Here is a 25,057-nt window from a genome sequence, read left to right as displayed (position 1 = left end):
CATGTTTTTCAAGAACTACTGGTATCCCGTAGCCCTGGCTAAGCAGGTTGGCGATCGCCCCTTGTCCGTTACCCTCTGCGGTGAAGCGATCGCTCTCTACCGTGATGGCAGCGGTCAGATTCAGGCCTTGAGCGATCGCTGTGTTCATCGGGGTGCAGCACTCTCCGGCGGTTGGGTCGAAAACGACTGTCTCGTTTGTCCCTACCACGGCTGGCAGTACGACGCCCAAGGCCACTGCCGCAAAATTCCCGCCAATACGGAGCAACAGCGGATTCCCTTCGCGGCGAAAGTCCCCCACTATGAAGCGACAGAACGCTATGGCCTAGTCTGGCTGTTCTACGGCGATTTGCCCGAGGCCGAGCGTCCACCCTTGCCACCCTTGCCGGAATATGATGATCCAGCTTGGCGTACCGTGCAGGGCGAAGTGACTTACACCACCCACTACACCCGCGTCACTGAAAACCTGATGGATTTCGCTCACGCGCCCTTCACCCACTCGGGTTCGTTTGGGGCAGCATCAGATCCATTAATTGAGCCTTATAAAGTCGAACAACTTCCAGAAGGCTTGCGCGCCCAAACCCAGTTCACCAAATCGGCCTATCGCGGCATTTGGAAGCTGTTCAATCGCGGCGATGCCCCGCGAACGGTCACGACGACGATCACCCTGTACATGCCCTGTATCGTCCGCACCGAAACGGACTTGGGTAATGGTTTCCGCTTCATTGGCTATGGCGCAAACCTGCCCATCGATGCGGAGACGACCAAGACCTTTTGGCTGACTGTGCGCACCTTTTTCACCGGTGCTTGGGCGGATGGCGACACGGTGCGCCGCAGCCTCAAAATCATCGAAGAGGACAAGCGGATTGTCGAAACTCAGCGCCCCAAGATGATTCCCTTGGACGATCGCAGCGAAACCCACGTCGCCGCTGATGCCCTGCAAATCGGCTACCGCAACTTGCTGCGACAAGCCCGCGATCGCGGTTGGGCGATCGCCGACTCCAGAACAGCTGCTCAAGAACTAGTCCCTGCCGCCAAATAATCACCGAGTAGCTTCACTGCTTTAGCAACCCCATCCTCAGCCCGCAACTGTTCTCCGATCGCCTGCGCCCGCGATCGCATGTGCGGATCGCTAACGGCTTGGGTGATTGCGCTGGACAGAGTCTCTGCCGTCAAGCCCTCGCGGGTAATTGGTGCTGGACCTGCGCCCAGTTCTGCGACCCGCTTGCCCCAAAAAGCTTGGTCGTTGCCGTAGGCCGTGATGATCGTTGGCAAACCTGCCTGCAAGCTCGCTGCTGTGGTGCCACAGCCGCCGTGATGCACTGCGGCCGCAAGGCGCGGAAATAGCAGACCAAAGGGTGCAGACTCTAGCGGAAAGACTGTATCTGGCAGTTGAGAGCGATCGACCCGACTCCAGCCCGCTAGCAAAATGCCGCGTTGACCACTCAGCAGTAAGGACTCAACCGCGATCGTAGTCAACCGCTCTGGTTCTTGGTCGACCATGCTGCCAAAGCCGATGAACACGGGTGGTTCACCCGCTGCGAGAAATGCTTCCAACTCTGGCGAAAGGGCTGCCTCGGTTTCGGGTAGCAGCCAGTAGCCAGTCAGATGTGCCTGCTCCGGCCAGTCTGCTGGCTTCGGCAAGGTTACCTCGCTCAGCGGATGCAGGAAGACTTGCCCTTTGCGCACCAATTGTTTGTAGGGACTACTCCACCCCAAGGGTTTCAGCCCTAAATCTTGAACCCGCCACTGGTTAACGGTCTTGCGGGTTGCCGCCCAGAGCAACTTATCGACTGCGTAGTGACTGAGCCAATTGCCCCAGCTCCCGCCAAGCTTGAAGTTGGGCGGAAACCAAGGGCTGGCAAAGGCATGGGTAAAGCCATAGGGGGTTGGCGATCCCAGGAAACAGGGAATATGCAGGGCTTCGGCAATATGAGTTGCTCCCCGCGCATTTGGCGAAGCCACGATCGCTTCTGCATCCTGACAAGCCAGCCAAGAATCCTTGAGAATCTGGCCAAGAAGCTGTGCGGCTGCAGCCACGGTCTCCTTGGAATAGGCCCCTGATTGTTGCTGCACGCCTTGAGGATCGCCTGCTAGCAGCCGGAATTCTAGCCCTAGCCCTTCCACCATCGACTGGTAGTTGGCTTGAGTGGCGATCGCCACCTCATAACCTGCTGCTTTCAGACCCACGCCCAGCGCCATAAATGGCTGCACGTCGCCGCGCGTCCCAATCGTCAGAATGACAATCCGCATCGATCTACTCCGCCGGACGAGTTAACAGCAGCATTTGCGTTTCGCCATAGACCGGATCGCGCACCGCTTTCAGTTCCGCCGGAATTCCCGCTGCCGTCAGATCGCTCAGCAACTGTTCCACGTAGGCATGACTGCCACCACCGCTGCCCCGCGTCGGGGAAATGCGTACCTCGCGATCGCAGACCCGATAGAGTTCCAGCACTGATTGGTAATGAAAGGGGTAGTTGAAGCCGTCGTCGCTGGCGTAGATGAACAGGAAGTTGCCACAGAGGACACGATCGAATTGGCGATCGTCGAAGGGCAAAACGGGCAGTGCTGCTTGAATGTAGCGATCGCGATTTGCTTCAAAATCAGCTAAGAACCCAGCTGCAGCCTGGCGTGCCGAGCCCTCGACAACTGAGGATTCGGGTGCCGCATCGCCTAACTGCGCCGAGATGATCGGGAACAGCTGCACCACGGTATCGATATCCGCCTCGATCTGCTGTCGTACCACTTCTGGATCGGGGTCATAGGCTGGATCCACCCCGATCGCGGCAATTCCTAATGCATTCGCTTCTGCAACAAATGAGGCTGGCCCGCCCGAGCAATCCAGCACGCGATCGCCCTGCCAAGCCGTTGCTTGAAAGTCGAAAATTTGCTCGTACTGGGCCAATGTACGGCCGTAAACACAAACCGAAGTGGAGACCGAGTCAGCCATCGCAGCAGCTCTTAACTGCGGTCATTCTATGGGCTGACGCGATCGCGGCAAGAGCAACAGGATGGCGATCACATTCAAAGCGGCCAAACTCCAGAAGAAAGGATCCGCGCCGCCGCGATCGTAAACAACGCCCAAAATCAGCGGGCCAATCACCTGCGCGAGGCTCTGCCAGCCCTGCACACTGCCCAAAACCTGCCCCTGTTCTTCAGCGGTGACGCGCCGAGAAAACAAGCCGCTTAATGCCGGAATCACGAAGCCGCCAAACAGCGCCGTCAAAATTTGAGCTGGATAAAGTTGAGTCCCGGGTTGCGGTACCTGTGCCAGCCAGAAGTAACCCGCTGCCATACCCCCAAGCCCTAGAAGTGCCAAGCCCTTTTCTTGGAAGTAGGGCAGTAGCCGACCAAAGATCAGTCCTTGACCGAGTGCAGAAGTAAACCCGCCCGCGATCAGCACGCCCGCTACCTGCAAGGGTGTCCAGCCAAAGCGATTTTGCACGAACAGCACAAACAAACTAGTGAAGCCTGCGAAAGCGAAGTTGTAGATGAAGGCACTCGCCAGCGATCGCCGCAGCTTGGGGTCGCGACTCACTGCCCAGAGTTGTTTGAGCGGATTGAGATCTTGCCAAGGTACGATTCGGCGGCGCTCGGGTGGCAGCGATTCCACCACAGTGAATACCGTCAACGCGGCGTTGATGAAGGCAAGGATCGCCGCAAACCAAATTGGTAAGCGCAAGTTAATCCCTGAGAGCAAGCCTCCCAAGGCAGGGCCAAACAAAAAGCCCAATCCAAAGGCTGCGCCAATCCAGCCAAATTGAGTCGATCGCTTCAGAGGATCTGATTCGCGATCGGCGATGTAGGCTTGGGCGATCGCAAACACCCCACCTGCTAGACCAGCCAAAATCCGCGCCGCAAATAGCAGCGGCAGATTTTCCACCAAACTACCGATCGCCAGCAGCACATAAGCCAGCCCTGTAAACACCAGCGTCAGGATCAGCGGCGGGCGGCGGCCGAAGCGATCGGAGAGCGAGCCGAGAACGGGCGTTGAAATAAACTGCGCCAGGGTGTAAACGCTAGCAAAAGCACCGAGCAGAAAAGCATTGCTACCAAAGGGGCGCAGCAGCTCCGGCAAAATCGGCAGCAAGAGTGTTACCCCCAAAGCGTCCATAAAGACGTTGAGCGCAACGGCAAAAAAAGCGAGGCGTTGTCGAGCCATAAGAGGGGGAAGCACTGCCACGATTCACGCAGGCGTAGGCAGGACTGTCAATTCACCCGCCGGAATCGCGATCGCCCCCTAAGATCAAAAGCGGTGCTATTTCCCCGAAACGCATGGACGCAATGGAATTTTTCCGGCAGAGTGCCGGTCAGTGGCGATCGCAGCGCACCACCCACCACCTTGCCTTTCGGCGGGCTGAAAATGGCGACTCCAGCATCTTTGTGGAGGCTTTGGAAAAGACCGATCCACGGGTCGTTGAAATCTGCACCATGCATGCTGTTGATCCAGCGACCGCGATCGGGGGAGCCTATGTCAGCTGGCAGGGGTCGATGGATTGGGATCGTGAAGCAGAAGGCCATTCGGGAACGACCGTATTTGCCCTTGTGCCCGATGATGCCAGCGGTCGCAGCGGTCAACTCCTGCGCGAGCGTGGCTATGCGGAGATCGTGCCGGTGATTGGTCGTTTTGATCTCGACGACAACAACAACCTCAACCTGATCACCGACTACGAAACCATGAGCGCGGTGGAACAGTTTTGGTTCATGGGACCCAACCTGCGCTTGCGTGCCAGCACCGTGACTCGTTTTGGCGGTTTGAGCACTGCAGCGTTCTGTGCGGAGATTCGCCAAACGGAAGCTGTCGCTGCTGACGAACCGTTGCATGTCGATCAGCTCTACTCCAGCTTGGGTTGGTAGCAAAAAGCCGCGATCGTTAAGCTCTGTAAGAATTTCGGGACTGAGTTTCGGTGGCGTTCCCCGACGCCGATATGATTGGGCTTAATCTTCGCAAGAATTCGTAAGGTTAGGGAGTTTTATTGCGTGGCCCTTCCCCTCTTGAACTACGCGCCAACAACGCAAAATTCGCGCGTAGCTGGCTTCGAAGTTCCTGGCGACGAGCAGCCAAAACAGTACAACACTGAAGACCAGTACTCACCGGTCCAATTTGATGAAGTGATTCAGGCGGCCTATCGCCAGCTCTTCTTCCACGCCTTCAAGCGCGATCGCCAAGTGGTGCTGGAATCGCAGCTGCGGAATGGTCAAATCACGGTTCGAGACTTCGTCCGCGGTCTCCTGCTCTCTGAAACCTTCCGTTCCAGCTTCTACGAGAAAAACAGCAACTATCGTTTTGTTGAACAAGTCGTCCAACGCGTGTTGGGTCGCGATGTTTACGGCGAACGGGAAAAAATTGCTTGGTCCTTGGCAGTTGCCACCCAAGGCTATGAAGGTTTCATCGACACGTTGCTCAACAGCGATGAATACCTGAGCAATTTTGGCTACGACAAGGTGCCCTACCAACGTCGTCGCATTTTGCCGGGCCGTGCACTGGGTGAGACCCCGTTCAACATCAAGTCGCCCCGCTACGACGCTTACTACCGTTCGATTCTCGGCTTCCCGAAAGCGGTTTACGCTGGTGGTCCGGTCAAACGCTTCCCGGCGCAATACCTCAGCGCCAAAGCTGGCGATCCGGGTGCATACCTCGACTTGGCTCGCAGCATCGGTGCACGCGGTCAAGCCTTGGGTGCTTCCGCTGACATCGACTACCTCAACAAAGTTCCTTACCGCAAGCGCTAAGGCTCGGGTCACTCCCTAACCCCTAGCATTGCTGAGGCTGCTGCTTTCCAGAGAGGAGAGCAGCAGCTTTGTTTGTGCATTTGTACACAACTTGCCATTGTGTAAGCGACAAGGGGCGTAAGCCCCTTGTTAAAGCTGTTGCCTCCTGAGGAGACTCAAGGGCTCAGGTTTGCCAACTGGCGACCAGGCTCAGAGGGTCGTGGCGATCGCCGCTCAACTGGACACCCCGACCATTCGCTGCAAGGTGACGCAGAATTTTATAGATCGTCTCGACTTGCTCCGTTTGGCCTAGAGCTTCTGCGATCGCCGCGATCGCAAGCGGCTGCCCTTGCTGAAGTAGCTCCACAATCTGCCGTTGCAGCGCCAACACACTGGCTGCAGCTTTTTTGCCCGCTTCTACCCCTGGCTGGTGATAGGCATTGATGTTGACCAGACTGGCATAGAGGCCCACCGCCCGCTCGTAGAGCGCAATCAAGGCTCCAACCTGTTCTGCATCAACGCGAGGCACGGTGATTGTGATTGACTCTCGGCCATTTTCGTAGAGTGCGGCGCGGGTTCCCTGCAACAGACCACTGAGGTAGTCGCCGCTAGTGATGCCGGGCTCGACAGCTGGTGATGGCCCGTTCCGGTCTTCCAGAACCTCGATGAAGGTGGCAAAGAAATTGGCGATGCCTTCGCGCAACTGCTGCACATAGGCATGCTGGTCGGTCGAGCCCTTGTTGCCGTAGACCGCAATACCTTGGTGAACGACTTTGCCGAGGAGATCGCGCTCTTTGCCGAGCGACTCCATAATCAACTGCTGCAGGTAGCGGCTAAACAGGAGCAGGCTGTCCTTATAGGGCAGGATCACCATGTCTTTTTGGCCTTGCCCATTGCCTGCCCAGTACCAACTCAGGGCGAGTAGTGCCGCTGGGTTACGGCGCAGATCTGGTACGCGAGTGAGCGTATCCATCTGCCGTGCCCCCGTCAGCATGGCCGTGATGTCGATGCCCAACAGTGCAGCCGACAGCAGCCCAACGGCTGAGAGTTCTGAGGTGCGGCCACCCACCCAGTCTTCCATCGGGAAGCGAGCCAGCCATCCTTCCGCGATCGCGACTTGATCGAGATGGCTACCAACGCCCGTCACGGCAACCGCTTGGGGGCCAAAGGCAATGCCACGCTGGGCAAAAGCCGCTTGCACTTCCAGCATGCCGTTGCGGGTTTCGGGGGTGCCGCCAGATTTAGAGATGACGATCACCAGAGTTGATGCTAGACGATCGCCCAGTCGTGCCAAAACGCGATCAAAGCCAGCCGGATCGGTGTTGTCAAAGAAGTGAATGTTCAGTAGGGCATCGTCGGGGGCCAATGCCTCTGCAACAAACTGGGGTCCTAAGGCTGACCCACCAATCCCAATCGAAAGAATGTCTGTGAAGCGTGATCCAGTAGGTGGACGCAGAACCCCACTGTGAACTTTGAGCGCAAAGTCTTGGATGGCTGCTAGCGTGTCGCGAATTTGGGCTTGCAGCTCGGGTGTGGGTGCTAACTCAGGATCGCGGAGCCAATAGTGGCCGACCATCCGCTGCTCATCGGGGTTGGCGATCGCTCCGGCTTCCAGTTCTGCCATTGCCGCAAAGGCATGCTGGAACTTGGGCTGCATGGTTGTCACGAAGGCGTCATCAAAGCCCATGCGGCTGATGTCGAGGTAAAACTCCAGCGTGGGGTCGTAGTAGAGCCAATCGAGATAGCGTTGCCAGAGCTGCTGAGCGGTCATAGACAAGCTGGGAGCGACCTCGCTAGTCTATCGGCGCGATCGCGATTTTCTGTGTGCGATCGCTCAGAACTTTTCCAGTTCTTAATCTGTTGCAAGGCAGAGCTGGGGCGGATCCGTGCTGTTTTAGAGAAATTGCTTCAGGATCTCGCAAGTCTCCTTACCAGTTTTTTCCCAGTTGAAGCGCTGGACTTGGGCGAACCCTTGCTGGCGGAGATCAGCCCGTAACGATCCATCGCTAATTAACGATTTCATAGCAGAGGCGATCGCCTCCACCTGATAGGGATCGACATACAGCACCGCCTCTCCTCCTACCTCTGGCAGAGAGGAGCAGTTGGAGGTGATCACGGGCGTGCCGCAAGCCATCGCTTCCAAAATAGGCAGGCCAAAGCCTTCCCAGAGGCTGGGATAAACCAGCGCGATCGCCCCACCAATCAACTGTGGCAGATCCGCATAGTCCACATAGCGCAGCAATCGAACGCGTTCCTGCAGCCCCAAACTTTGGACGAGCTGCTCCAACCTTGGCGTTTCCGATGGATGACGACTGCCTGCCAAGTAGAGCTGATAGTCCGCTGGCAGCTGGGCAAAGGCGCGAATCAGCCGCTCGAGATTCTTGTGGGGAAACTGCTGCCCAATGTGCAGGAAGTAATTGCCGGTCTTGCCCTGCCAAGGTTGGTAATGCTGGCGATCGTAGCCGAGGTAGATCGGCGTAATTTTCTGAGCAGGGAGCTGGTAGAAGTCACAGAGATCAGCAGCGGTTGCTTCCGAGTTACAGATCACATGACTGGCTTGGGCAACCACCTTGGGCACCACCCAGCGGAAGTAGTAGGTCTGCCAAGACTGAGATGGCAACTTCAAAGGCCGGAGATCATGCACCATCACCACCAATCGACAGTGGCGATCGATCGGAGCTTCAGGAGCGGGCGAAAACAGCAGGCGACTGTTCAAACGTCGGTAGATCTTAGGAATTTGCGTCTGCGTCCAGTACAGCCGACGCAGGCGAGCCCGCCGACCGCGATCGCTACAGAGCTTGTGGGAAATCAGTTGATGGGTGAAGCCGTCGTAGAGGCGATCGCTCAGCAGGGTGGGTTGCAGCGATCGCAGATGGGGCAGCAAGCTGAGGGCATAGGTACTGATCCCTGTCGGCTGGCGCAGCACCATCGCCAAGTTGACTAACAGATTGCCCACGATCGCGTCTGCACCTAAGCCAGTCCTATGAGTTTACGGCGACCGTACTTGAGCCAATTCAAGAGCCAGTAGGCACCACTGCGCCACAGTCCCAAGTCGGGCTGGCGATGTTGGGCACGGAAAGTCTCCGCAAAGACGCGACCCACTTGGGTATTGCTGACGCCGCCCATGCTCAGGCAAAGGATGACCTGATTGGTGTGGACTGCTTTCAGATCGGGCGGCAGCCGCAGCAGCCAGTCATAATCGCCGCAGATCCGAAACCGCTCATCAAACAGCCCAATGCGATCGAACAGCGATCGCCGCATCAGCAAACCGGGATGACTGAGGATCATCGACTCCCGCATCCGCTGCCAATCCCAGGCGTAGCCCCAGTTGCGGAGAAATTTACCCTCAGCACTGTAGTAGGCATTGCGGCCGCTGACCAAGTCGGGCTGCCCTACGGTCAGCTCCAGCAGTTGTTGCAGTGCTGTTGGACTGGCGTAATAGTCATCCGCCCCAACGAAGGCAACGTAATCGCCACTGGTACGGGCGATCGCCTTGTTCCAAGCGTGATAGATACCGCGATCGCGCTCACTTTCCCAGTAGTCGAGGCGATCGCTCCGATCCTTGAGCAGCTCCACCGTGCCATCGCTAGAGGCGTTATCGAACACCAACACTTCGCAATCGGCTCGCACCGTTTGCTGCTCGATACTGTCGAGACAACGCGCCAAACCAATCGCATCGTTATAGGTGGCAATAATCAGAGAAAGCTTGGGCACGCACTAATACGCATTGCGACTGACGAAGCCTTTCAGCAGCGTCATACCAATAATTTTCAGATCAAACGCCAGCGACCAATTTTCGATGTAGTAGAGGTCGTACTCAATCCGCTTGCGTAGATCCGTGTCGCCGCGCAGCCCATTCACCTGTGCCCAGCCCGTAATTCCCGCCTTGACCATGTGTTTCTTCATGTAGTCGGGAATTTCGTCCTTGAACTGCTCGACAAACAGCGATCGCTCAGGACGTGGGCCGACAATCGACATCTCGCCGCGCAGCACATTGATGAACTGCGGTAACTCGTCCAGGCTGGTACGGCGTAGTAGTCCACCTAAGGGCGTCGTGGGTTTGGCGTAGGCTTTGCCCCACTGCACACCACCCGCTTCGGAATTGACGGGCATCGACCGGAACTTGAGCATCATGAATGGCTGACCATTCCAGCCAATCCGCTCTTGCCGGTAGAAGATCGGCCCTGGTGAGGTCAACTTGATAGCGATCGCGATCGCTATCATCACGGGACTAGCTAGCAGCAGAATAATGCCAGCCAATACTTTGTCTTCGATCGCCTTAATGAAGCGATTCGAGCCCATCATCGGCGTGGCATTGAGGTCAATCAGCGGTACACCGAGGACTTCTGTAAAGCCGTGATTGATCAATCGGAAGCTGAAAACGTCTGGAATCAGACGAATCGTGATCGTACTGTGGCGCAGTAGATGCAGGATTTCTTGTACGCGTTCTTGCGCGCGGAGCGGCAGCGCTAGCCAGACTTCGTGGGCATCAAAGCGGCCAATCCAGTCTTCGATCTGATCAACGTTGGCTGTGATGGGAATACCTCGATAGTTTTGCCCTTCGAGCTCGGGGTTGTCGTCCAAAAAGCCCACGACTCGCAGCCCCGTCCAGCGGGCATTGGCAAGGCGATCGGCCAAGACTTGACCCAGATCACCGGCTCCGACAATCAGTAGACGACGCTCATTCCAGCCTTTGTGGCGCATCAGTTGTAGCCCTGCCACCCAGAGCAGCCGCAGCAGCCCAAAGCTGTAGAGCGTCCCGATCGCCCAAGTTGTAAACCAAAGCCGTGAAAAGGCACTGCCGTAGTGCAGAGCGAAAATAATCGTGACGGTTGTGGCGATCGTCAGTCCCCAAGCTGCTGCCACCCGCAACATCAGCGGGATCATCGATCGCCCGCGCCACGAGTCGTAGAGGTTGAACAGCGGGAAATAGATGGCCGCAGCGGGTAAAGCCAGCAGCAGTGGCAAGAGGTAACGCGCGTTGTCTTGGAAATAACTGAACTCGAAGCGCAGCCGAAAAGCGATGACTGCGTTAATCACAATCAGCAGCAAGTCGAGCGCAAGCTGCAGATAAGGCAGTTGTCGCTCGTAGGGACGAATCCAAGACCGTTGGCCTGGCATACCTAGAGCACCGAAGCGAGGAAGTGCTGGAAGTTCGCTTTGAAAGTATCGCAATCAAAGCTCAAAGCGTGAGTCCGAATGGCCACTGGATCAAACTGTCCCTGACTGGCTTCGAACTGGGCGATCGCGGTCGTTAAGCCTTCCACAGTCGCGTTGTTGAAGAAAAGACCGGTCTCACCCGCTTTCACTGTTTCCAATGCACCGCCATCCTCGTAAGCAATTACAGGGCGGCCACTGGCCATGGCTTCCAACGGCACAATGCCAAAGTCTTCCACACCGGGAAACAAGAGTGCCCGACAGCGTTGGTAGTAGCTGGCGATCGCAGCATCGGATTGGCGACCGAGAAACTGCACGGTAGGCCCTGCCAATTTTTCTAGCCGCGATCGCTCCTCACCATCCCCAATAACGATGAGCCGCTTACCGAGCGCCGTACAGGCAGCGACGGCTAAATCTGCTCGCTTATAAGGCACCAGTTGCCCGAGATAAAGGTAGAAGTCTTCAGGACCATCGGGCACGATCGCAAAGCGCTCGGCATTGACGGGCGGGTGCAGAACGGTCGCCTCACGCCGGTAATACTTGCGAATTCGCTGCGCAACAAAGCGGGAATTGGCCAAAAAATGATCAACACGCTGAGCTGTGGCCTGATCCCAAACCCGCAATGGTGGCAACAACAAATCCATGGCACGGCGTTTCAGCCAACCCGCTTGACGACGATAGCTGGGCGCCAAGTCCCAGAGGTAGCGCATGGGGCTGTGACAATAGCAAACGTGGAGGCTGTTGGGATCGGTGATCACGCCTTTGGCAGGACCAGACTCACTGCTGATCACGAGGTCATAGCCGCGCAGATCGAATTGCTCCAGTGCGAAGGGCATCAGCGGCAGATAAGTCGGATAGCGACGTTTGGCTGCTGGCAGTCGTTGAATGAAGCTGGTTTGGATGCGGTGCCGCTGCAACGTTGGACTCAGGCGATCGCGATCGCAGACATGGGTAAACAGGTCAGCCTCTGGAAAGAGATCGCACAGGGCTTCTAGCACCCGCTCGCCGCCGCGCATTTGCACCAGCCAGTAGTGAACGATCGCAACTCTCATTACGGCTGGACTACAGCTCCCCTTGCTTTTGCATCAACTTGAATCCGCGATCGCGGATCTCCTTCTCACCGTACGCTGTTTGGGACAGGCTTCTGCGATCGCCCTGAGAGTCACGATGGAAAAGCAACAGTTCTGGCTGGGATGCGCCGTTTGGGCCTATCGCGACTGGGTTGGTTCGTTCTATCCCGCCGGTACGGGCAGTGATGCTTTTCTGCGCCGCTATGGCGAACGCCTTACTGCTGTCGAAGGCAACACGACTTTTTACTCGATTCCCTCAACTGAAACCGTTCAGCGCTGGCGGCAAGAGACGCCTGAGGGTTTTCGCTTTTGTCTAAAGTTGCCGCGATCGCTGAGTCATGTCGGTTCCTTGGCAGCTCAGATCGAAGCGGCGGCAGCGTTTCGCCGTCAACTGGAGCCCTTAGGCGATCGCCTTGGACCTGCCTTCCTGCAACTGCCGCCGCGCTATGGCCCTGCTGCGATCGCGGATCTCGCCCAATTTCTAGCTGCTTGGCCAGTAGAACAGTGGCCGCTGGCTGTTGAACCGCGTCATCCTGACTGGTTCCAGCCTCAGTCGCGTCAGTCCCTCAATCGGCTTTTGCAACGCTATGGCTGCGGACGCGTTCTGCTCGATACTCGTCCGCTCTACGACGGTACAGACGATCCGCAAGCAACGAGCGATCGCCGCAAACCCAAACTGCCGTTGCACCCAGATGTCATCAGTGACTACGCTTTTGTACGCTTCATCAGCCATCCCAATCGCGATCGCAACCTGAACTACCTTTCGGAATGGCAAGAACGGCTGCGCCAATGGCTTGAGCAGGGGAAAATCATTTACTTTTTCGTGCACTGCCCACAGGAAATTTACTCACCCGTCACTGCGATCGCCTTCCAGCAGCAACTCGAGAAAGCTGGAATCGCGGTGCCCCCACTGCCAACGCCGCCTGCACCGGCTCAGCAGCAGTTGACTCTCTTCTCCTAATGGACAGTCCACGCTGCTGTCCGAAAGCGCTTATGATGAGAGCTGATAGAGCTGTCTGGTTGTCTTACGCGATTCGCATCTCTGAGCGAAATTGCCGCGGATCTGCCGCAGCTTTTAGAGGAGTGGGTAAGTACTTGCCCGCTTTTTTTATTGACAGCGAACCATGGCTCACCCTCTCATTCCTGCCATCCTCGACCTTGCCCGTCCCATTGCTGACGACCTCGACTTAGAGGTTGTCCAAGCGGTCTTCTACACCAACCAAAGCCCCCCAGTTCTCCGACTGGATATTCGGAGCCGCGTGGGAGATACCGGTCTTGAGGATTGCGAACGAATGAGTCGGAGCTTTGAACTGGCGTTGGATGAGGCCAACATCATTCCCGATGCCTATGTGCTGGAAATTTCTAGCCCTGGCCTCTCCGACACGCTCGAAAGCGATCGCGATTTTCTCTCCTTCAAAGGCTTCCCTGTTCAAGTGACCAGTCGCGACCCCAACGATGGCACTGTTGAGCAGCAAGGGACTCTCCTCAGTCGAGATGCTGACTATGTCTATCTCAACAAGCGAGGGCGAACGGTGCGGATTGCCCGCAATCAAGTCTTGGAAGTGAAGCTCATCGAACAGCTCTAGCGAGCGCCCCTCAACGTCATTTTTGTCCTTACGCTCACCCTCTGGAGGCTCCCCCTATGTCAATGGTCACCCTGCCCGGTTTAGAGCAGCTGATCTACGCCATTAGCGAGCAAAAAAAACTGCCGGCCAACGTCATTGAAGAGGCACTCAAAGAAGCACTCCTCAAAGGCTATGAGCGCTATCGTCGGACGCAGCAAATCGGGGAGCAGTTCGAAGAAGACTACTTCGACAACATCGATGTCGAACTCGATATCGAACAGGAAGGCTTTCGGGTCTTGGCGACCAAAACCATTGTCGAACAGGTCGAAAACCCGGACCACCAAATCGCCCTAGCTGATGTGCAAGAGGTTGCCCCCGACGCCCAAGCGGGCGAGATCGTTGTCCTTGATGTCACGCCTGACAAGGACGACTTTGGGCGCATGGCAGCCATCCAAACCAAGCAAGTTCTCTCCCAGAAACTGCGCGACCATCAGCGCAAGCTGATTCAAGAAGAATTCCAAGATCTTGAAGATCCGGTCTTGATGGCCAAGGTGCTGCGCTTTGAGCGTCAGTCGGTCATCTTGGGCGTGAGTAGTGGCTTGGGTCGTCCTGAAGTTGAGGCGGAGCTTCCTCGTCGCGAGCAACTGCCTAACGATAACTACCGCGCTAACGCGACCTTCCGTGTCTTCCTCAAAGAGGTCAGCGAAGTACCCCGTCGTGGCCCTCAGTTGATCGTTTCACGGGCGAATGCGGGTCTTGTCGTCTACCTGTTCGAAAACGAAGTCCCTGAAATTCAGGATGGTGTTGTCCGCATCGTGGCGGTTGCGCGAGAAGCGAATCCCCCCACACGCCATGTCGGTCCCCGTACCAAAATTGCTGTCGATACGCTGGAACGGGAAGTCGATCCTGTCGGGGCTTGCATTGGGGCGCGGGGATCGCGGATTCAGGTTGTTGTGAATGAGTTACGCGGTGAAAAAATCGACGTGATCCGTTGGTCTCCTGATCCAGCAACCTATATCGCCAATGCTCTCAGCCCCGCTCGGGTGCAAGAGGTACGGCTCGTTGACCCCGAAGGTCGCATCGCCCACGTCTTGGTCAACGAAGATCAGCTCAGCTTAGCGATTGGTAAAGAAGGGCAAAATGTCCGTCTTGCGGCTCGACTGACGGGTTGGAAAATCGATATCAAGGATGTGGCTCTCTACGACGCGGTGACCGAAGGGCAGCGCATTGCTGAACTGGTGCAAGAGCGTCAAGAACGTGCCGCGATCGCTGCTGAAGAAGAAGCGCGTGCGGCGGCTGAGGCAGCCGAGCTAGCGGAATGGGAAGCAGAAGATGCAGCCCGTGCAGCAGCGGCAGCGGAGGAAGAGAAGGCTTGAGTCGTTTGCCCCAGGGGTATCGACGCTGTATTGCCTGCCGGCGACTCGCTCACCGGCAGGTGTTCTGGCGGGTTATTCGACTGTCCAGTACAGGGGTGATCGCGCTCGATCATGGGGAGGGGCGATCGGCTTATCTCTGCCCAACTGCCGATTGTCTCAACCAAGTCCGACGCAAAAATCGCTTGGGTCGCGCTTTGCGCGCCAGCATCCCTGAAGAGCTGTTCACCGTGCTGGCTGAGCGCTTGACTGCTGCTACGGCTCCCTCAGCTTCTGGGGAGCCTGACGGATAGCCCAAATTTTGAGGCAAGATGAAAAGAGGTGCTGCCCAAACCCTGATCGGTGATGGCGATGGGCTCCTCGTCCGATTGAGCAATATCGTTTGCTTCTTCAGGCCATCGTGCACCTTTTCGACCGCGATCGCAGACAACGGGAATCGAGCTGAATGAATAATGGCAAGGTCAGAATTTACGAACTGTCGAAGGAGTTAAACCTCGATAACAAGGATGTGCTGGCCGTCTGCGATCGGTTAGAGATTCCCTACAAGAGCTACAGCAGTACGCTCAGTGAAGAGCAAGTCGTCCAAGTTCGCCAAGTTTTAGGTGGGGCGGCACCATCCAACTCCGCGACAGCGGCAGCACCCGCTGATTCGCCCAAGGCAGAGCGCAAGCAGGAAATCGTGTCAGTTCGTCGCCCAACAACCCCTAAGGCAGACAGCGGCAAACCGGAGATTGTGGCTCGTCCCGCAGCTCCCGCAAAGCCCCAGGCTGAACGCCCGAGTATCGTTTCCCCTCCGCGTCGCCCAGCAACAGCCGCTGAGTCTGGTAAACCCCCTGTCAAGCCTGCTCGATCTGAAAAGCCGGTTGCTGAGAAGTCTGAAATCGTGGCGCCTCGGCCTGCTACTCCTGCAGCCAGTGCTGATACGGTCAAGCCAGCCTCTCGACCAGCTGCGGCTCCAGCACCTCGGCCAGCGATGGAGACGAAAAAGCCGAAGCCGGCAGCTGAGCTACTTCGCAAGCCAGAAATTGTGCGGCGCACAGAAGCAAAGCCGGAACGGGAGCGATCGGGAGAAGCACCTGCCCCCAGACCCAAGGTTGAGCGTCGGCCGGAACAAACTGGGCCTGCTCGCCCTCAACTAGGACAGCCGGCAGCCAGTAGCGGTGTCAATAAACCAGCCAAGCCGGTCAAGCCAATTGAGTTGGTGGCGCCACCGTCCCGACCCAAAGTGGCTGCAAGTGCCAGCGGTGTTCCTGCCGCTGCCTCTCGGGTTCTGCCTAATAAGCCGCAGAAACCAACGGCACCCAATCCAGAACTGAAGCAGCGTCCAAAACCGGCAACGCCTGTCAGTAGTGAGGATCTGGCGGCGACTGTTGAGGTCTTCCAGCCAGTTCCGCCACTAGAACTGCGGCGGCCTACCGCTCCGGCTCGGCCCTCTCGGCCTCGCAAAGGATGGGAGGAAGAAGAGGAAGAACGGGCAGCAGCTAGTCGGAAAGCTGGGAAAGCGGCCGCCAAAGCTAAGCGTCGTCAGCTGATTGAAGATGATGACGATGACGATCTGCTCACGGCCGAGCAGGAAACAGCTGCGGCTGACGCTCTGAACTTGGCACTGTCCTTGGCACGTCCTAGTAAGCCGAAAGCGGCTCAGGCGAAGCCGGTGGCGGCAGTCATGCCCTCCAAAGGACGCAAGCCCCGTCGTGAGTCCGCGCGAGAACGGCAACATCGTCGTCGCATGGAGCGTGAGCAAAAGCCCGTCCGCCCAGAGCTTATCAGCCTGCGATCGAGCATGACGGTGCAGGAGTTGGCGCAACTGATGGTTGTGCCCGAAACCGACATCATCAAATCCCTTTTCTTCAAGGGAATTGCGGCAACGGTCACTCAGTCGCTGGATGTTGCCACGATCGAGCAGGTTGCCGAAGAATTCGGCATTCTGGTCGAGCAAGAGACCGAAGAATCTGGGGCTCGGAAAACCACCCAGATGGTGGAAGATGCAGATGCTGAAAGTCTGCAGTCGCGTCCGCCGGTGGTTACGGTTATGGGCCACGTTGACCACGGTAAAACCACCCTGTTGGATGCAATTCGTAAAACTCGGGTGGCAGCAGGCGAGGCTGGCGGGATTACCCAGCACATCGGTGCTTATCACGTCGATGTGGAACATAACGGTGAAGAGCATCAGATTGTCTTCCTCGACACACCGGGCCACGAAGCGTTTACCGCAATGCGGGCACGTGGTGCGCGGGTGACAGACATCGCCATCTTGGTGGTGGCTGCGGATGACGGCGTGCGCCCCCAAACGCTGGAAGCGATCAGCCATGCGAAGGCGGCGGAAGTACCGCTGATTGTGGCGATCAACAAATGTGATAAGGAAGAAGCCCAGCCCGATCGCGTGAAGCAAGAGCTGACGGAATACGGTCTGGTTCCTGAAGAATGGGGCGGTGACACGGTCATGGTGCCAGTCAGCGCCATCAAAGGAGAAAACATCGATCAGCTGCTGGAGATGATCCTGCTGGTGACCGAAGTTGAAGAACTGGTTGCCAATCCCGATCGCGCGGCTCGCGGCACGGTGATTGAAGCTCACCTCGACAAAGCTCGGGGTCCAGTCGCGACCCTCTTGGTCCAAAACGGTACCTTGCGTGTCGGTGATGTTCTCGTCGCGGGTTCTGTCCTTGGTAAAGTGCGGGCCATGGTTGACGACCGTGGCGATCGCGTCGAAGCAGCAACCCCGTCCTACGCAGTCGAGGTGCTCGGCTTGGGTGACGTGCCTGCGGCGGGTGATGAGTTCGAAGTCTACGGCGATGAGAAAAGCGCTCGCGCTGTGGCGACCAGTCGTGCTGATGAGCAACGCCAATCGCGCCTCCAGCAGGCCATGGCTTCGCGTCGTGTCTCGCTGGGAACCGTTTCGGCTCAAGCTCAAGAAGGCGAGCTGAAAGAGCTGAACCTGATTCTGAAGGCAGACGTTCAAGGTTCGGTGGAAGCGATTCTTGGCTCGTTGGAACAGCTGCCGCAGAAACAAGTCCAGGTGCGGGTGCTGTTGGCTGCGCCAGGCGAAATCACCGAAACGGACGTAGACTTGGCGGCTGCTTCCGGTGCTGTGATTGTCGGCTTCAACACAACGCTGGCAAGCGGTGCGAAGCGGGCTGCTGATGAAGCGGGTGTGGATGTTCGGGACTACGACATCATCTACAAGCTGCTTGAGGATATTCAAGCGGCAATGGAAGGCTTGCTCGAACCCGAACTGGTTGAAGAACCCTTGGGTCAAGTCGAAGTGCGGGCCGTCTTCTCGATTGGTCGCGGTGCTGTGGCAGGTTGTTATGTCCAGTCGGGCAAAGCGATCCGCAACTGTAACATCCGAGTCCGTCGAGGCTCCAATCTGGTCTATACCGGTACCTTGGATTCGCTGAAGCGGATGAAGGAAGACGTGAAGGAAGTCAACTCCGGCTACGAATGCGGGATTGGCCTCGATAGCTTCAGTGCTTGGCAGGAAGGTGACATCATCGAGACCTATCGGATGGTCACTAAGCGCCGCACCCTGCAAGTGTAGATAGGTCAGCGATCGCGGATTAGTGCCCTCTGAACCGCGATTGCACCAGATTTCTGCCCTCGATTGAACGGTGAGCTACAGATGTCGCTAAGTCCTCGTGCTGAACCCTTTCTCTGGATTCACTTGGCAGGACTGGCGACAGTACCTCTGTGGGCCGCTTTATTTCTGTTCGCGATCGCCAATCCTGATCCCTTCTTGCCATCCGGCTTCACAGCGATTTTGGCAGGGCTGATTGGGATTGGCTCGATTCTTTGGATGCAACTGCGGCGACCGTTTTACATCTTTTCCCTAGCGGTCTTGACCCTCAAACCAGAAGCTCTACAGGAAGGTCAACGCAAACTGCTGCGCTGGTTTCTCTCCAGTCTCAATCGCATTTTGGCGATCGCCACTGCGATCGGGCTGGCGTTGATCTTGCTGCAACTCTACCGCTGGTTACCAATTGTGCAGTTGCAAAATCCGCTGGCAGCACTCGATCCGTTCCCAGCTTTTCTACTGGCGATCGTGACGGTTTTGGCACTCAACTTGTTTGTCCAAGTGCCGGTCAGTGTTGCACCCCTGCTCTGGCTCTCGGAATCTGCGATTGCGAGCACCGAGCCTTTGGCTCCCGGACAAATTGCCCAGCAGTTCACAATTCTGGGGCTGCCATTGAAGGGCTTACTGCCGGCTGACTGGTATCGTCCTGAAGAAGCATCTGTCGGTGCTGATAGTAGCCCCGCAGTACCCGAGGCCCAGCCTAGCCCAGCGCCAGTTGAGACTGCCCCAGAGACTTCCGGGCAACCCAACAGTCCTAGCTCGGTTGCAGAACCGGCTGAGGAAGATGGTGCTCCTGCTGGTGTCACGGCAGAAACTGAAGTATCTCCGCCTGCAGAGACGAGCGCTCAACCCACAACGGATGAAGTGCCAGAGACGAATGATGAAGCGGCTAAAGCCGCTCAGTAAGCCGTGCTACATCTTGATGGGGAAAGCGCGATCGCCAGTTTGACTCAGGCCTCAGCTGCTAAGACTTGGGTTGTTCTAGTCGCAGTAAAACCATCATTAGAGCCACAACCCCGATTTGAAGAGCAAGGTTGGGGAGCGTTGTCGCCAATGATTCCCCTGCGATCGCCTTCAGTAGAAAAATAAAAGCCCCGATCGCACCGGAGGCTGCAAAGACCCCATAGAAGGTGCGGCGCAAGCCTCGATAGGGTGCTGCCACTTCCGCTTGCAAGCGAGCACGTTGCTCGGGATCAAGTTGGGGCACAGGATTTTCACCAAAACTTGTCCTGATCCTAGTGGCTCCTGATACAATCAGAGACCGTGCGCCGATGTAGCTCAGTGGTAGAGCACTCGATTCGTAATCGAGCGGTCAGGGGTTCAAATCCCCTCATCGGCTTCAAAATTAGCTGAAATGTCGCAGTTTCGTTCAGCTTGGGCGATTGTTTCGGAAGCCCTAACGTCCTACAGAACGACCGAGTCTAGAAGCCTGATCGTTCTTGTAGTCATCACTTTGTCCTAGCGCAGAGCCATGGTCAGCAGACCCTGTTGGCCCAAGAGAACCTCGCGGATCAGACTAATCAAGGCGACCCAAATGATTGGTGAAATATCGACGCCACCCAGCGGTGGAATCAACCGACGGGTTGGAGCTAAAAACGGTTCTGTGGGCAATGCGATCGCGCGATAGGGACCTTGTTGCAGATCAACTTGAGGGTACCAAGTCAGGACAATCCGAAAGATAAAGAGGAGGGTCATGATTGCTAGCAGACCACCCAAAATCCAGCTAAACCACAGCAAGGGTTGCATCGATACTCTTCCTACAGCGCTGACCTTATCCTAGGGGAGATCGACTTCTGGCCTAGAGGAAACAGTCCGTCTAGAAATGACCGATCGCTTCTCAATTGCGAGGCTAGGTCGATACAATCATGAGACGAAACCTAGAGCTGCCGAGGGAGTTCATTTATGACGCCGACGTTGTCTGCTTTCATCTGGAGCCTTGTTCTGGGAGGTGTCATTGTGGTGATTCCTCTGACCGTTGCACTCATCTTCATCAGCCAAACGGATAAAGTCCGTCGTAGCTAGAATCACAGGCTTGCCAAAACAGCCTGAGTCGTTGTGCTTAGGCTGTTTTACGCTACAGGTCCATCGGCACCGGCCGCTAAGATGTAGAGTATCGAGCCGCGTCTGCGGAGGATCGTAATGGTTAACGCCAGTCTGAACTGGGCCAGCATTGTTGGCATTGTTTTGGCAGTGGGTGGAGCACTTCTCTACTTTCTGCGGACGATTCGGCCAGCGCTCGCCCGAGACTACGATGTCTTTTTTGCTGCTGTCGGTCTGCTCTGTGGCGGCATTCTTTTCTTTCAAGGCTGGCGCCTCGACCCGATTTTGCAATTCGGTCAGTTTTTGCTAGCTGGAACCACGGTCTTTTTTGCCTACGAAGCGCTGCGTTTGCGGGGCATTGCCACTGAACAGGCTAAGCGCAACACACCACTAATTGATGACGATCGCCCAGTCAGTCGGGTCTATCGCTACGAACCCGAAGATGACTACGATCGCTTCGAGGATCGGGCTCCTGCACCGGAACGCCGCCTGCGTGGGAGTCGCTTCCAGCGCGAAGAGCTAGAAGACGATAGCTACGAAATGCCGATGCGATCGCCCCGTTCTCGCAGGGCAGAACCGCCAGCATTTGAAGAGCGTGTCAGTAGCAGTCGTCGTGCTCCGGCTCGAGATGACTGGGATGACTACGGAACGCCCCTACCGGCTGCCGATCGTTTCGTCGAAGACTATCCCGAACCAGAGCCTGCACCAGAGCCGTCTAGGCCGCAGCGGCGTTTGACTGGGGTTTCGGATCGGATGCCTCGTAGTTCGCGGCGATCGCGGACAGAAGAATCGGCTGCTGCCAGCCGTCGTAGCCGTCCGGCTGGTCGCGGTGCAGAACCGTCGGCTGATGAACCCTACGTTGACTTCCAACCGCTGAGCACGTCTCGGAATCCTCAGCCAGAAGAGGATGATAACTCGAGCCAATTTGACGACTAATTTTTCCTGTGCCGCGCCGTCGTCGCTGGAATTACCGTCGCTGGAGCTGGCTGATTGCGGGTATTGGGCTTGCAATCGGTCTTACTTTTGTGGTGTTTAGTTGGCTGATTCGTCCTGGTTCTGTGGTCGTAACGCCGAATCTCAACAGTCGCTATAGCGAGTCGCAACCGGCGCTGAGCGGGGATGGCCGTTACTTAGCCTATGTGGCTGAACGTGATGGTCATCGCACGATTTACTTCTACGACCTTCAATCTCGCCAGCTGCAGCCCTTGCCGGGGTTTGCCGATCGCGATGCGATCGCAGAATCGCCTAGCTTGAGTTGGACTGGACGCTACATCGCCTACGTGGGTAGCGATCGCGGTCGACCCGAAATCCAAGTCTATGACCGTGCCACGCAGCGACGCGACGTGTTGACCCAAGGCTGGCGCGGTTGGGTTCGACAACCTAGCATTAGCCCAGATGGTCGCTTTGTTGCCTTTGAAAGTAGCCGCCGAGGCCAGTGGGATATTGAGCTGTTTGACCGCGGTGAGCTGACAGAACTGGATCGCCCAGACGGCAGCCGCGAGACCTCAGTCCCGATCGCGCCGACTCAGCCATGAAGCAGCGATCGTCGTGGTTCCTTCGAGGGCTAGCACTGCTCTTGAGCCTGATCCTGATGGGGTGTTCGGGAGCACCGCGCTTAGTTGCACTTCCTGGTGGCGATCGCGGTGTCAACAGTCGCTATGCGGAGTTATTCCCGAGCTTGGGCGATCGCTCCCTGCTCGTTTTCGTCTCCGATCGCCGCGGTAGCCAAGATGCCTATCTCTACAACTGGGAGCAGCGCCAACAGATTCCTCTGCCTGGGCTCAACAGCCTCGATTTGCTCGTCGAACATCCGGCAATTTCCGCAGACGGTCACTGGATTGCTTTTGCCGGTAGTCGGGGCGATCGCACCAACATCTACCTCTACGATCGCCGCAGCCAACAGCTCCGTAACTTGACCGCCAATTTAGAGGCGATCGTGCGCAATCCTAGCCTGAGTCGTGATGGGCAGCGAATTGCCTTCGAAGCGGCGTTGGGCGGCCAATGGGATGTCTTGGTCTACGATCGTGACGCTGGGCCGCTCGATTTGATCCAGCCCTAGCCTCTGGTGTGGATGGGGTCGATCAACAAGGTTTACTCGCTAGGCGAGTTTTGAGCGATCGCGCCACCCAGAGCGCTAAGATTCGTGTTCTGGTAAAAATGCGAAAGAATTCGGCGGTAGTCCACGCCCTGACTAGCGAGGCCGTAAGCACCCCACTGGCTCAAGCCCAAACCATGGCCGTAGCCGCGCCCCGTGATTGTGAACTGGCTAGGTGGTTGTTCACTGCGATTGAGTTGTAGAAAGTCAAACCAGCCGCTGCTCGTTTCACTGCTGACGGTAAACAGGCTACTGCGGAGGTTTAAGGCGCGCCGCACTTCATCACCTTTAACAACACGACTACCGCGATCGCCAGTGATGCGCAAATCACGAATGCGGCCAAAGCGTGTGGTTTTCAGAGGCTCAATCTGCAAAATCCGCCCCACACCAGTGAGCTTGGCCGAGAGGTCCTGCGCTGAAAAACTTTGACTCCAGTTAAACACCGGTGCACTTTGATCGAAGTCTTGGACGCCGCGCAGATAGGGCAGCGAGTTGCTCCAGATGTCCTCGACATTTTCGGTATGACCGCCGCTGGAGGCATGGAAAACGGCTTCGATAACGCGGCTGTTGTAGGTCAGTACCTGACCTGCTGTGGCATTGACGGCGTTGATTGTGGTCGGGGCTTCACTGGAGACCCCTTTGTAGACCTGCCAAGTGGTGGAATTGCCGACGTCGAAACGGGGGTCGCGGTTGCGATCGCGACGGTAGAGCACGAAGGAGCGTGCGGCTACAGCTTGAGCCTTGAGCGCTTCCATTGGCCAACTGGCGTAGACCTCACTGCCAACGACGCTGTAGAGATAGGACTCTAGTCCAACGTGGTTAACGGCAGTGACCGCGCCTTGATCCAAAATTAGTTGCAGGCGACCCCGATACCAGCGATCGCCAATCCATACGAGACCGTCGTTGCTGGGTTCCAGCCAAATCTGACGAGCTCGAAAAGATCCGAGTTGCACCTGCCCATTGGCTAAGGGCTGGGCATAGCTGCCCTGCTGAGTGGGGAGCTGCCCTAGTTGCTGACCTTGCTCATTGCGGACGATCGCTGGGGTGGAGCTGCCAACGCGAATCTGAGGTCGGGCGATCGCAATGCCGACACGAATCGTTGGAGAAGTCTGCGCGGTTGCCGCTGAACTAAAGGCAGGAATGCAGGCGATCGCTGCAAGGCTGGCGATCAACGCCGGCCGGAGGGTTGCCATGGGCATTTAGATTGACTCACTCCACACCACAGATCCGAAGCTGCCGGACGCTGGCAACTGACTGCAGGTTCCGCTGCTGTCCTGTGACAGGATAGGGAACGAATCTCCATTCCTCAACCCCTTGCAGGTCACTTTTCTTGGTACGAGTTCCGGCGTGCCCACGCGATCGCGCAATGTCTCGGCGGTAGCGCTGCGTTTGCCCCAGCGTGCTGAGGTCTGGCTCTTCGATTGTGGAGAGGGCACTCAGCACCAATTTCTGCGGAGTGAACTGCGGATCAGTCAGCTGCGGCGCATCTTCGTCACCCACATGCATGGCGATCACGTCTTCGGCTTGATGGGTCTGTTGGCCAGTGTTGGGTTGGCAGGAAATCCAGAGCGCATCGATCTCTACGGCCCCAAGTCTCTGCGCGATTACCTGCAAGCTTGTGCTCAACATTCACGCACCCATATCAACTACCCATTGCAGATTGCGATGGTCCAGCCGGGGGTGATCTACGAAGACGATGAAATTGTCGTCAGTTGTGCGCCACTCCATCATCGTGTGCCAGCTTTTGGCTATCGCATCCAAGAACGCGATCGTCCCGGACGTTTTGATGTGGAAAAAGCGCGATCGCTCGGTATTCCGCCGGGGCCAATCTACAAACAACTGAAGGACGGACAGACGGTCACTTTAGAAGATGGTCGCCAGATCGACGGTCGACAGCTTTGCGGGCCGACCGAGCGTGGTCGCAGTGTTGTCTACTGCACCGATACGATTTTCTGTGAGTCGGCGATCGCCCTTGCGCAGGATGCCGATGTCCTGATTCACGAATCAACCTTCTCCGATCGTGATCGCGAGATGGCGGAACAGCGGCTGCACGCAACGGCGACGATGGCAGCGGAAGTAGCACGGCAAGCGGGCGTACGGCAGCTGATTCTGACCCACTTCAGCCCGCGCTATGCCCCGGGCAATGAGCAAACCCTCGATGATTTGCTGGCGGAAGCTCAGGCGATTTTTCCGCAGACGATGCTGGCTAAGGATTTCCTCAGCTACGACGTGCCTCGCCGTTTAGCTGTGGACGAGCCGACAGAAGGGCCAGCCGCCGAAAGCCCCAGTCAGCCTGAGTCCCCAGCGATCGCAACGGAGCCACGGCGGAAGCCCCAAATTACCAAAGAAGTGCTGATGGCCCGCTTCAGTGGCGATGGCGAACCGGCTCATCGGGCTGCTTACCGCTACCTGCGGGAGACCTGTGGTGTGACCCCTGCGGGACGGAGCTGGGAGGCATTGCTGGCAGCCTTTAACAG

At 57.0% G+C, this 25,057-nt stretch carries 24 protein-coding genes, 1 tRNA gene and 1 pseudogene; 15 read left to right on the top strand and 11 right to left on the bottom strand.

The genetic code is table 11. The features are described from left to right. Position 1: 1 nt before the first annotated feature. Positions 2 to 1,039, top strand: a complete 1,038-nt coding sequence (locus tag DOP62_RS05745) for an aromatic ring-hydroxylating dioxygenase subunit alpha (protein ID WP_208676529.1) — start codon at positions 2 to 4, stop codon at positions 1,037 to 1,039. Here DOP62_RS05745 and DOP62_RS05740 read toward each other — a convergent pair. The 3 genes from DOP62_RS05740 to DOP62_RS05730 are packed head-to-tail and all read right to left on the bottom strand — an operon-like array spanning position 1,012 to position 4,180. Beyond that, on the bottom strand, positions 1,012 to 2,250 hold the full coding sequence (locus DOP62_RS05740; RefSeq protein WP_208676531.1) for a glycosyltransferase: 1,239 nt from the start codon (positions 2,248 to 2,250) through the stop codon (positions 1,012 to 1,014). The genes DOP62_RS05745 and DOP62_RS05740 overlap by 28 nt on opposite strands. A gap of 4 nt (positions 2,251 to 2,254) precedes the next feature. Continuing rightward, the gene (locus DOP62_RS05735) at positions 2,255 to 2,947 is read right to left on the bottom strand and encodes a hypothetical protein (protein WP_208676533.1); all 693 of its coding nucleotides are present in this window, start codon (positions 2,945 to 2,947) and stop codon (positions 2,255 to 2,257) included. Between the two features lie 21 nt (positions 2,948 to 2,968). Beyond that, entirely contained in the window at positions 2,969 to 4,180 is a 1,212-nt protein-coding gene (locus DOP62_RS05730) for an MFS transporter (RefSeq protein WP_261790049.1), read from the bottom strand. A gap of 92 nt (positions 4,181 to 4,272) precedes the next feature. Between DOP62_RS05730 and DOP62_RS05725 the strand changes: the two genes are divergently transcribed. Together DOP62_RS05725 and DOP62_RS05720 are read left to right on the top strand one after the other, a co-directional pair. Next, a complete protein-coding gene (locus DOP62_RS05725; protein ID WP_208676535.1) occupies positions 4,273 to 4,854 on the top strand; it encodes a phycobiliprotein lyase in 582 nt (193 codons plus the stop codon). Between the two features lie 123 nt (positions 4,855 to 4,977). Then, positions 4,978 to 5,730, top strand: a complete 753-nt coding sequence (locus DOP62_RS05720) for a phycobilisome rod-core linker polypeptide (RefSeq protein ID WP_208676537.1) — start codon at positions 4,978 to 4,980, stop codon at positions 5,728 to 5,730. A 163-nt stretch (positions 5,731 to 5,893) separates the two neighbouring features. Here the strand turns inward: DOP62_RS05720 and DOP62_RS05715 are convergent, their stop codons facing one another. The 5 genes from DOP62_RS05715 to DOP62_RS05695 all read right to left on the bottom strand — a co-directional run bounded on the left by DOP62_RS05715 (position 5,894) and on the right by DOP62_RS05695 (position 11,918). Continuing rightward, on the bottom strand, positions 5,894 to 7,480 hold the full coding sequence (locus tag DOP62_RS05715; RefSeq protein ID WP_208676539.1) for a glucose-6-phosphate isomerase: 1,587 nt from the start codon (positions 7,478 to 7,480) through the stop codon (positions 5,894 to 5,896). Between the two features lie 123 nt (positions 7,481 to 7,603). Next, positions 7,604 to 8,665, bottom strand: a complete 1,062-nt coding sequence (locus DOP62_RS05710; RefSeq protein ID WP_222610274.1) for a glycosyltransferase family 4 protein — start codon at positions 8,663 to 8,665, stop codon at positions 7,604 to 7,606. 14 nt (positions 8,666 to 8,679) lie between these two features. Beyond that, on the bottom strand, positions 8,680 to 9,423 hold the full coding sequence (locus DOP62_RS05705; RefSeq protein WP_208676541.1) for a glycosyltransferase family 2 protein: 744 nt from the start codon (positions 9,421 to 9,423) through the stop codon (positions 8,680 to 8,682). A 3-nt stretch (positions 9,424 to 9,426) separates the two neighbouring features. Continuing rightward, complete coding sequence (locus DOP62_RS05700; protein WP_208676543.1) at positions 9,427 to 10,830, bottom strand: undecaprenyl-phosphate glucose phosphotransferase; 1,404 nt, start codon at positions 10,828 to 10,830, stop codon at positions 9,427 to 9,429. Positions 10,831 to 10,832: 2 nt separating this feature from the next. Beyond that, positions 10,833 to 11,918, bottom strand: coding sequence for a glycosyltransferase (locus DOP62_RS05695; RefSeq protein WP_208676545.1), 1,086 nt, complete (start codon positions 11,916 to 11,918; stop codon positions 10,833 to 10,835). A 22-nt stretch (positions 11,919 to 11,940) separates the two neighbouring features. Here DOP62_RS05695 and DOP62_RS05690 point away from each other — a divergent pair, with 22 nt between their 5' ends. The 6 genes from DOP62_RS05690 to DOP62_RS05665 all read left to right on the top strand — a co-directional run bounded on the left by DOP62_RS05690 (position 11,941) and on the right by DOP62_RS05665 (position 19,351). Continuing rightward, positions 11,941 to 12,897 (top strand): DUF72 domain-containing protein, encoded by a 957-nt coding sequence (locus tag DOP62_RS05690; RefSeq protein ID WP_261790050.1) that lies wholly within the window; start codon positions 11,941 to 11,943, stop codon positions 12,895 to 12,897. Between the two features lie 163 nt (positions 12,898 to 13,060). Beyond that, on the top strand, positions 13,061 to 13,522 hold the full coding sequence (gene rimP / locus DOP62_RS05685) for a ribosome maturation factor RimP (protein WP_208676547.1): 462 nt from the start codon (positions 13,061 to 13,063) through the stop codon (positions 13,520 to 13,522). A 56-nt stretch (positions 13,523 to 13,578) separates the two neighbouring features. Continuing rightward, entirely contained in the window at positions 13,579 to 14,877 is a 1,299-nt protein-coding gene (nusA, locus tag DOP62_RS05680; protein WP_208676549.1) for a transcription termination factor NusA, read from the top strand. Then, positions 14,874 to 15,167 (top strand): YlxR family protein, encoded by a 294-nt coding sequence (locus DOP62_RS05675; RefSeq protein ID WP_228383259.1) that lies wholly within the window; start codon positions 14,874 to 14,876, stop codon positions 15,165 to 15,167. Before nusA ends, DOP62_RS05675 begins: the two co-directional genes overlap by 4 nt. Positions 15,168 to 15,319: 152 nt before the next feature. Beyond that, positions 15,320 to 18,412: a translation initiation factor IF-2 gene (gene infB / locus DOP62_RS05670; protein ID WP_208676554.1), complete on the top strand. Its 3,093-nt coding sequence runs from the start codon at positions 15,320 to 15,322 to the stop codon at positions 18,410 to 18,412. Between the two features lie 81 nt (positions 18,413 to 18,493). Beyond that, complete coding sequence (locus DOP62_RS05665) at positions 18,494 to 19,351, top strand: low-complexity tail membrane protein (protein ID WP_261790051.1); 858 nt, start codon at positions 18,494 to 18,496, stop codon at positions 19,349 to 19,351. A gap of 58 nt (positions 19,352 to 19,409) precedes the next feature. Here the strand turns inward: DOP62_RS05665 and DOP62_RS05660 are convergent, their stop codons facing one another. Then, the gene (locus tag DOP62_RS05660; RefSeq protein ID WP_208676557.1) at positions 19,410 to 19,652 is read right to left on the bottom strand and encodes a DUF3493 domain-containing protein; all 243 of its coding nucleotides are present in this window, start codon (positions 19,650 to 19,652) and stop codon (positions 19,410 to 19,412) included. Positions 19,653 to 19,712: 60 nt separating this feature from the next. On the opposite strand from DOP62_RS05660, the gene DOP62_RS05655 reads away from it, so the two are divergent. Then, positions 19,713 to 19,784, top strand: a tRNA-Thr gene (locus DOP62_RS05655). 119 nt (positions 19,785 to 19,903) lie between these two features. Here the strand turns inward: DOP62_RS05655 and DOP62_RS05650 are convergent. Then, positions 19,904 to 20,191, bottom strand: coding sequence for a YggT family protein (locus DOP62_RS05650; RefSeq protein WP_208676559.1), 288 nt, complete (start codon positions 20,189 to 20,191; stop codon positions 19,904 to 19,906). A 156-nt stretch (positions 20,192 to 20,347) separates the two neighbouring features. On the opposite strand from DOP62_RS05650, the gene psbX reads away from it, so the two are divergent. From psbX to DOP62_RS05630, 4 genes are all read left to right on the top strand, one after another. Continuing rightward, positions 20,348 to 20,467: a photosystem II reaction center X protein gene (gene psbX, locus DOP62_RS05645; RefSeq protein ID WP_011244389.1), complete on the top strand. Its 120-nt coding sequence runs from the start codon at positions 20,348 to 20,350 to the stop codon at positions 20,465 to 20,467. Between the two features lie 117 nt (positions 20,468 to 20,584). Further along, entirely contained in the window at positions 20,585 to 21,421 is an 837-nt protein-coding gene (locus DOP62_RS05640; protein ID WP_208676561.1) for a Ycf66 family protein, read from the top strand. 8 nt (positions 21,422 to 21,429) lie between these two features. Next, entirely contained in the window at positions 21,430 to 22,020 is a 591-nt protein-coding gene (locus tag DOP62_RS05635) for a TolB family protein (protein WP_208676563.1), read from the top strand. Continuing rightward, on the top strand, positions 22,017 to 22,544 hold the full coding sequence (locus DOP62_RS05630) for a TolB family protein (protein ID WP_208676565.1): 528 nt from the start codon (positions 22,017 to 22,019) through the stop codon (positions 22,542 to 22,544). The genes DOP62_RS05635 and DOP62_RS05630 overlap by 4 nt, the downstream gene beginning before the upstream one ends. A gap of 32 nt (positions 22,545 to 22,576) precedes the next feature. On the opposite strand, the gene DOP62_RS05625 is transcribed toward DOP62_RS05630, so the two are convergent. After that, the gene (locus DOP62_RS05625) at positions 22,577 to 23,773 is read right to left on the bottom strand and encodes a SpoIID/LytB domain-containing protein (RefSeq protein WP_261790052.1); all 1,197 of its coding nucleotides are present in this window, start codon (positions 23,771 to 23,773) and stop codon (positions 22,577 to 22,579) included. 121 nt (positions 23,774 to 23,894) lie between these two features. On the opposite strand from DOP62_RS05625, the pseudogene rnz reads away from it, so the two are divergent. After that, positions 23,895 to 24,812, top strand: a pseudogene (gene rnz / locus DOP62_RS05620) (ribonuclease Z); the annotation flags it as partial. Positions 24,813 to 25,057: the final 245 nt, after the last annotated feature.

Origin of the sequence: Synechococcus elongatus PCC 11801, from assembly GCF_003846445.2 — a bacterium.
Classification (GTDB): domain Bacteria; phylum Cyanobacteriota; class Cyanobacteriia; order Synechococcales; family Synechococcaceae; genus Synechococcus; species Synechococcus elongatus_A.
Note: the sequence above shows the minus strand (reverse complement) of the source record. Positions and strands in the feature narration are given on the sequence as shown.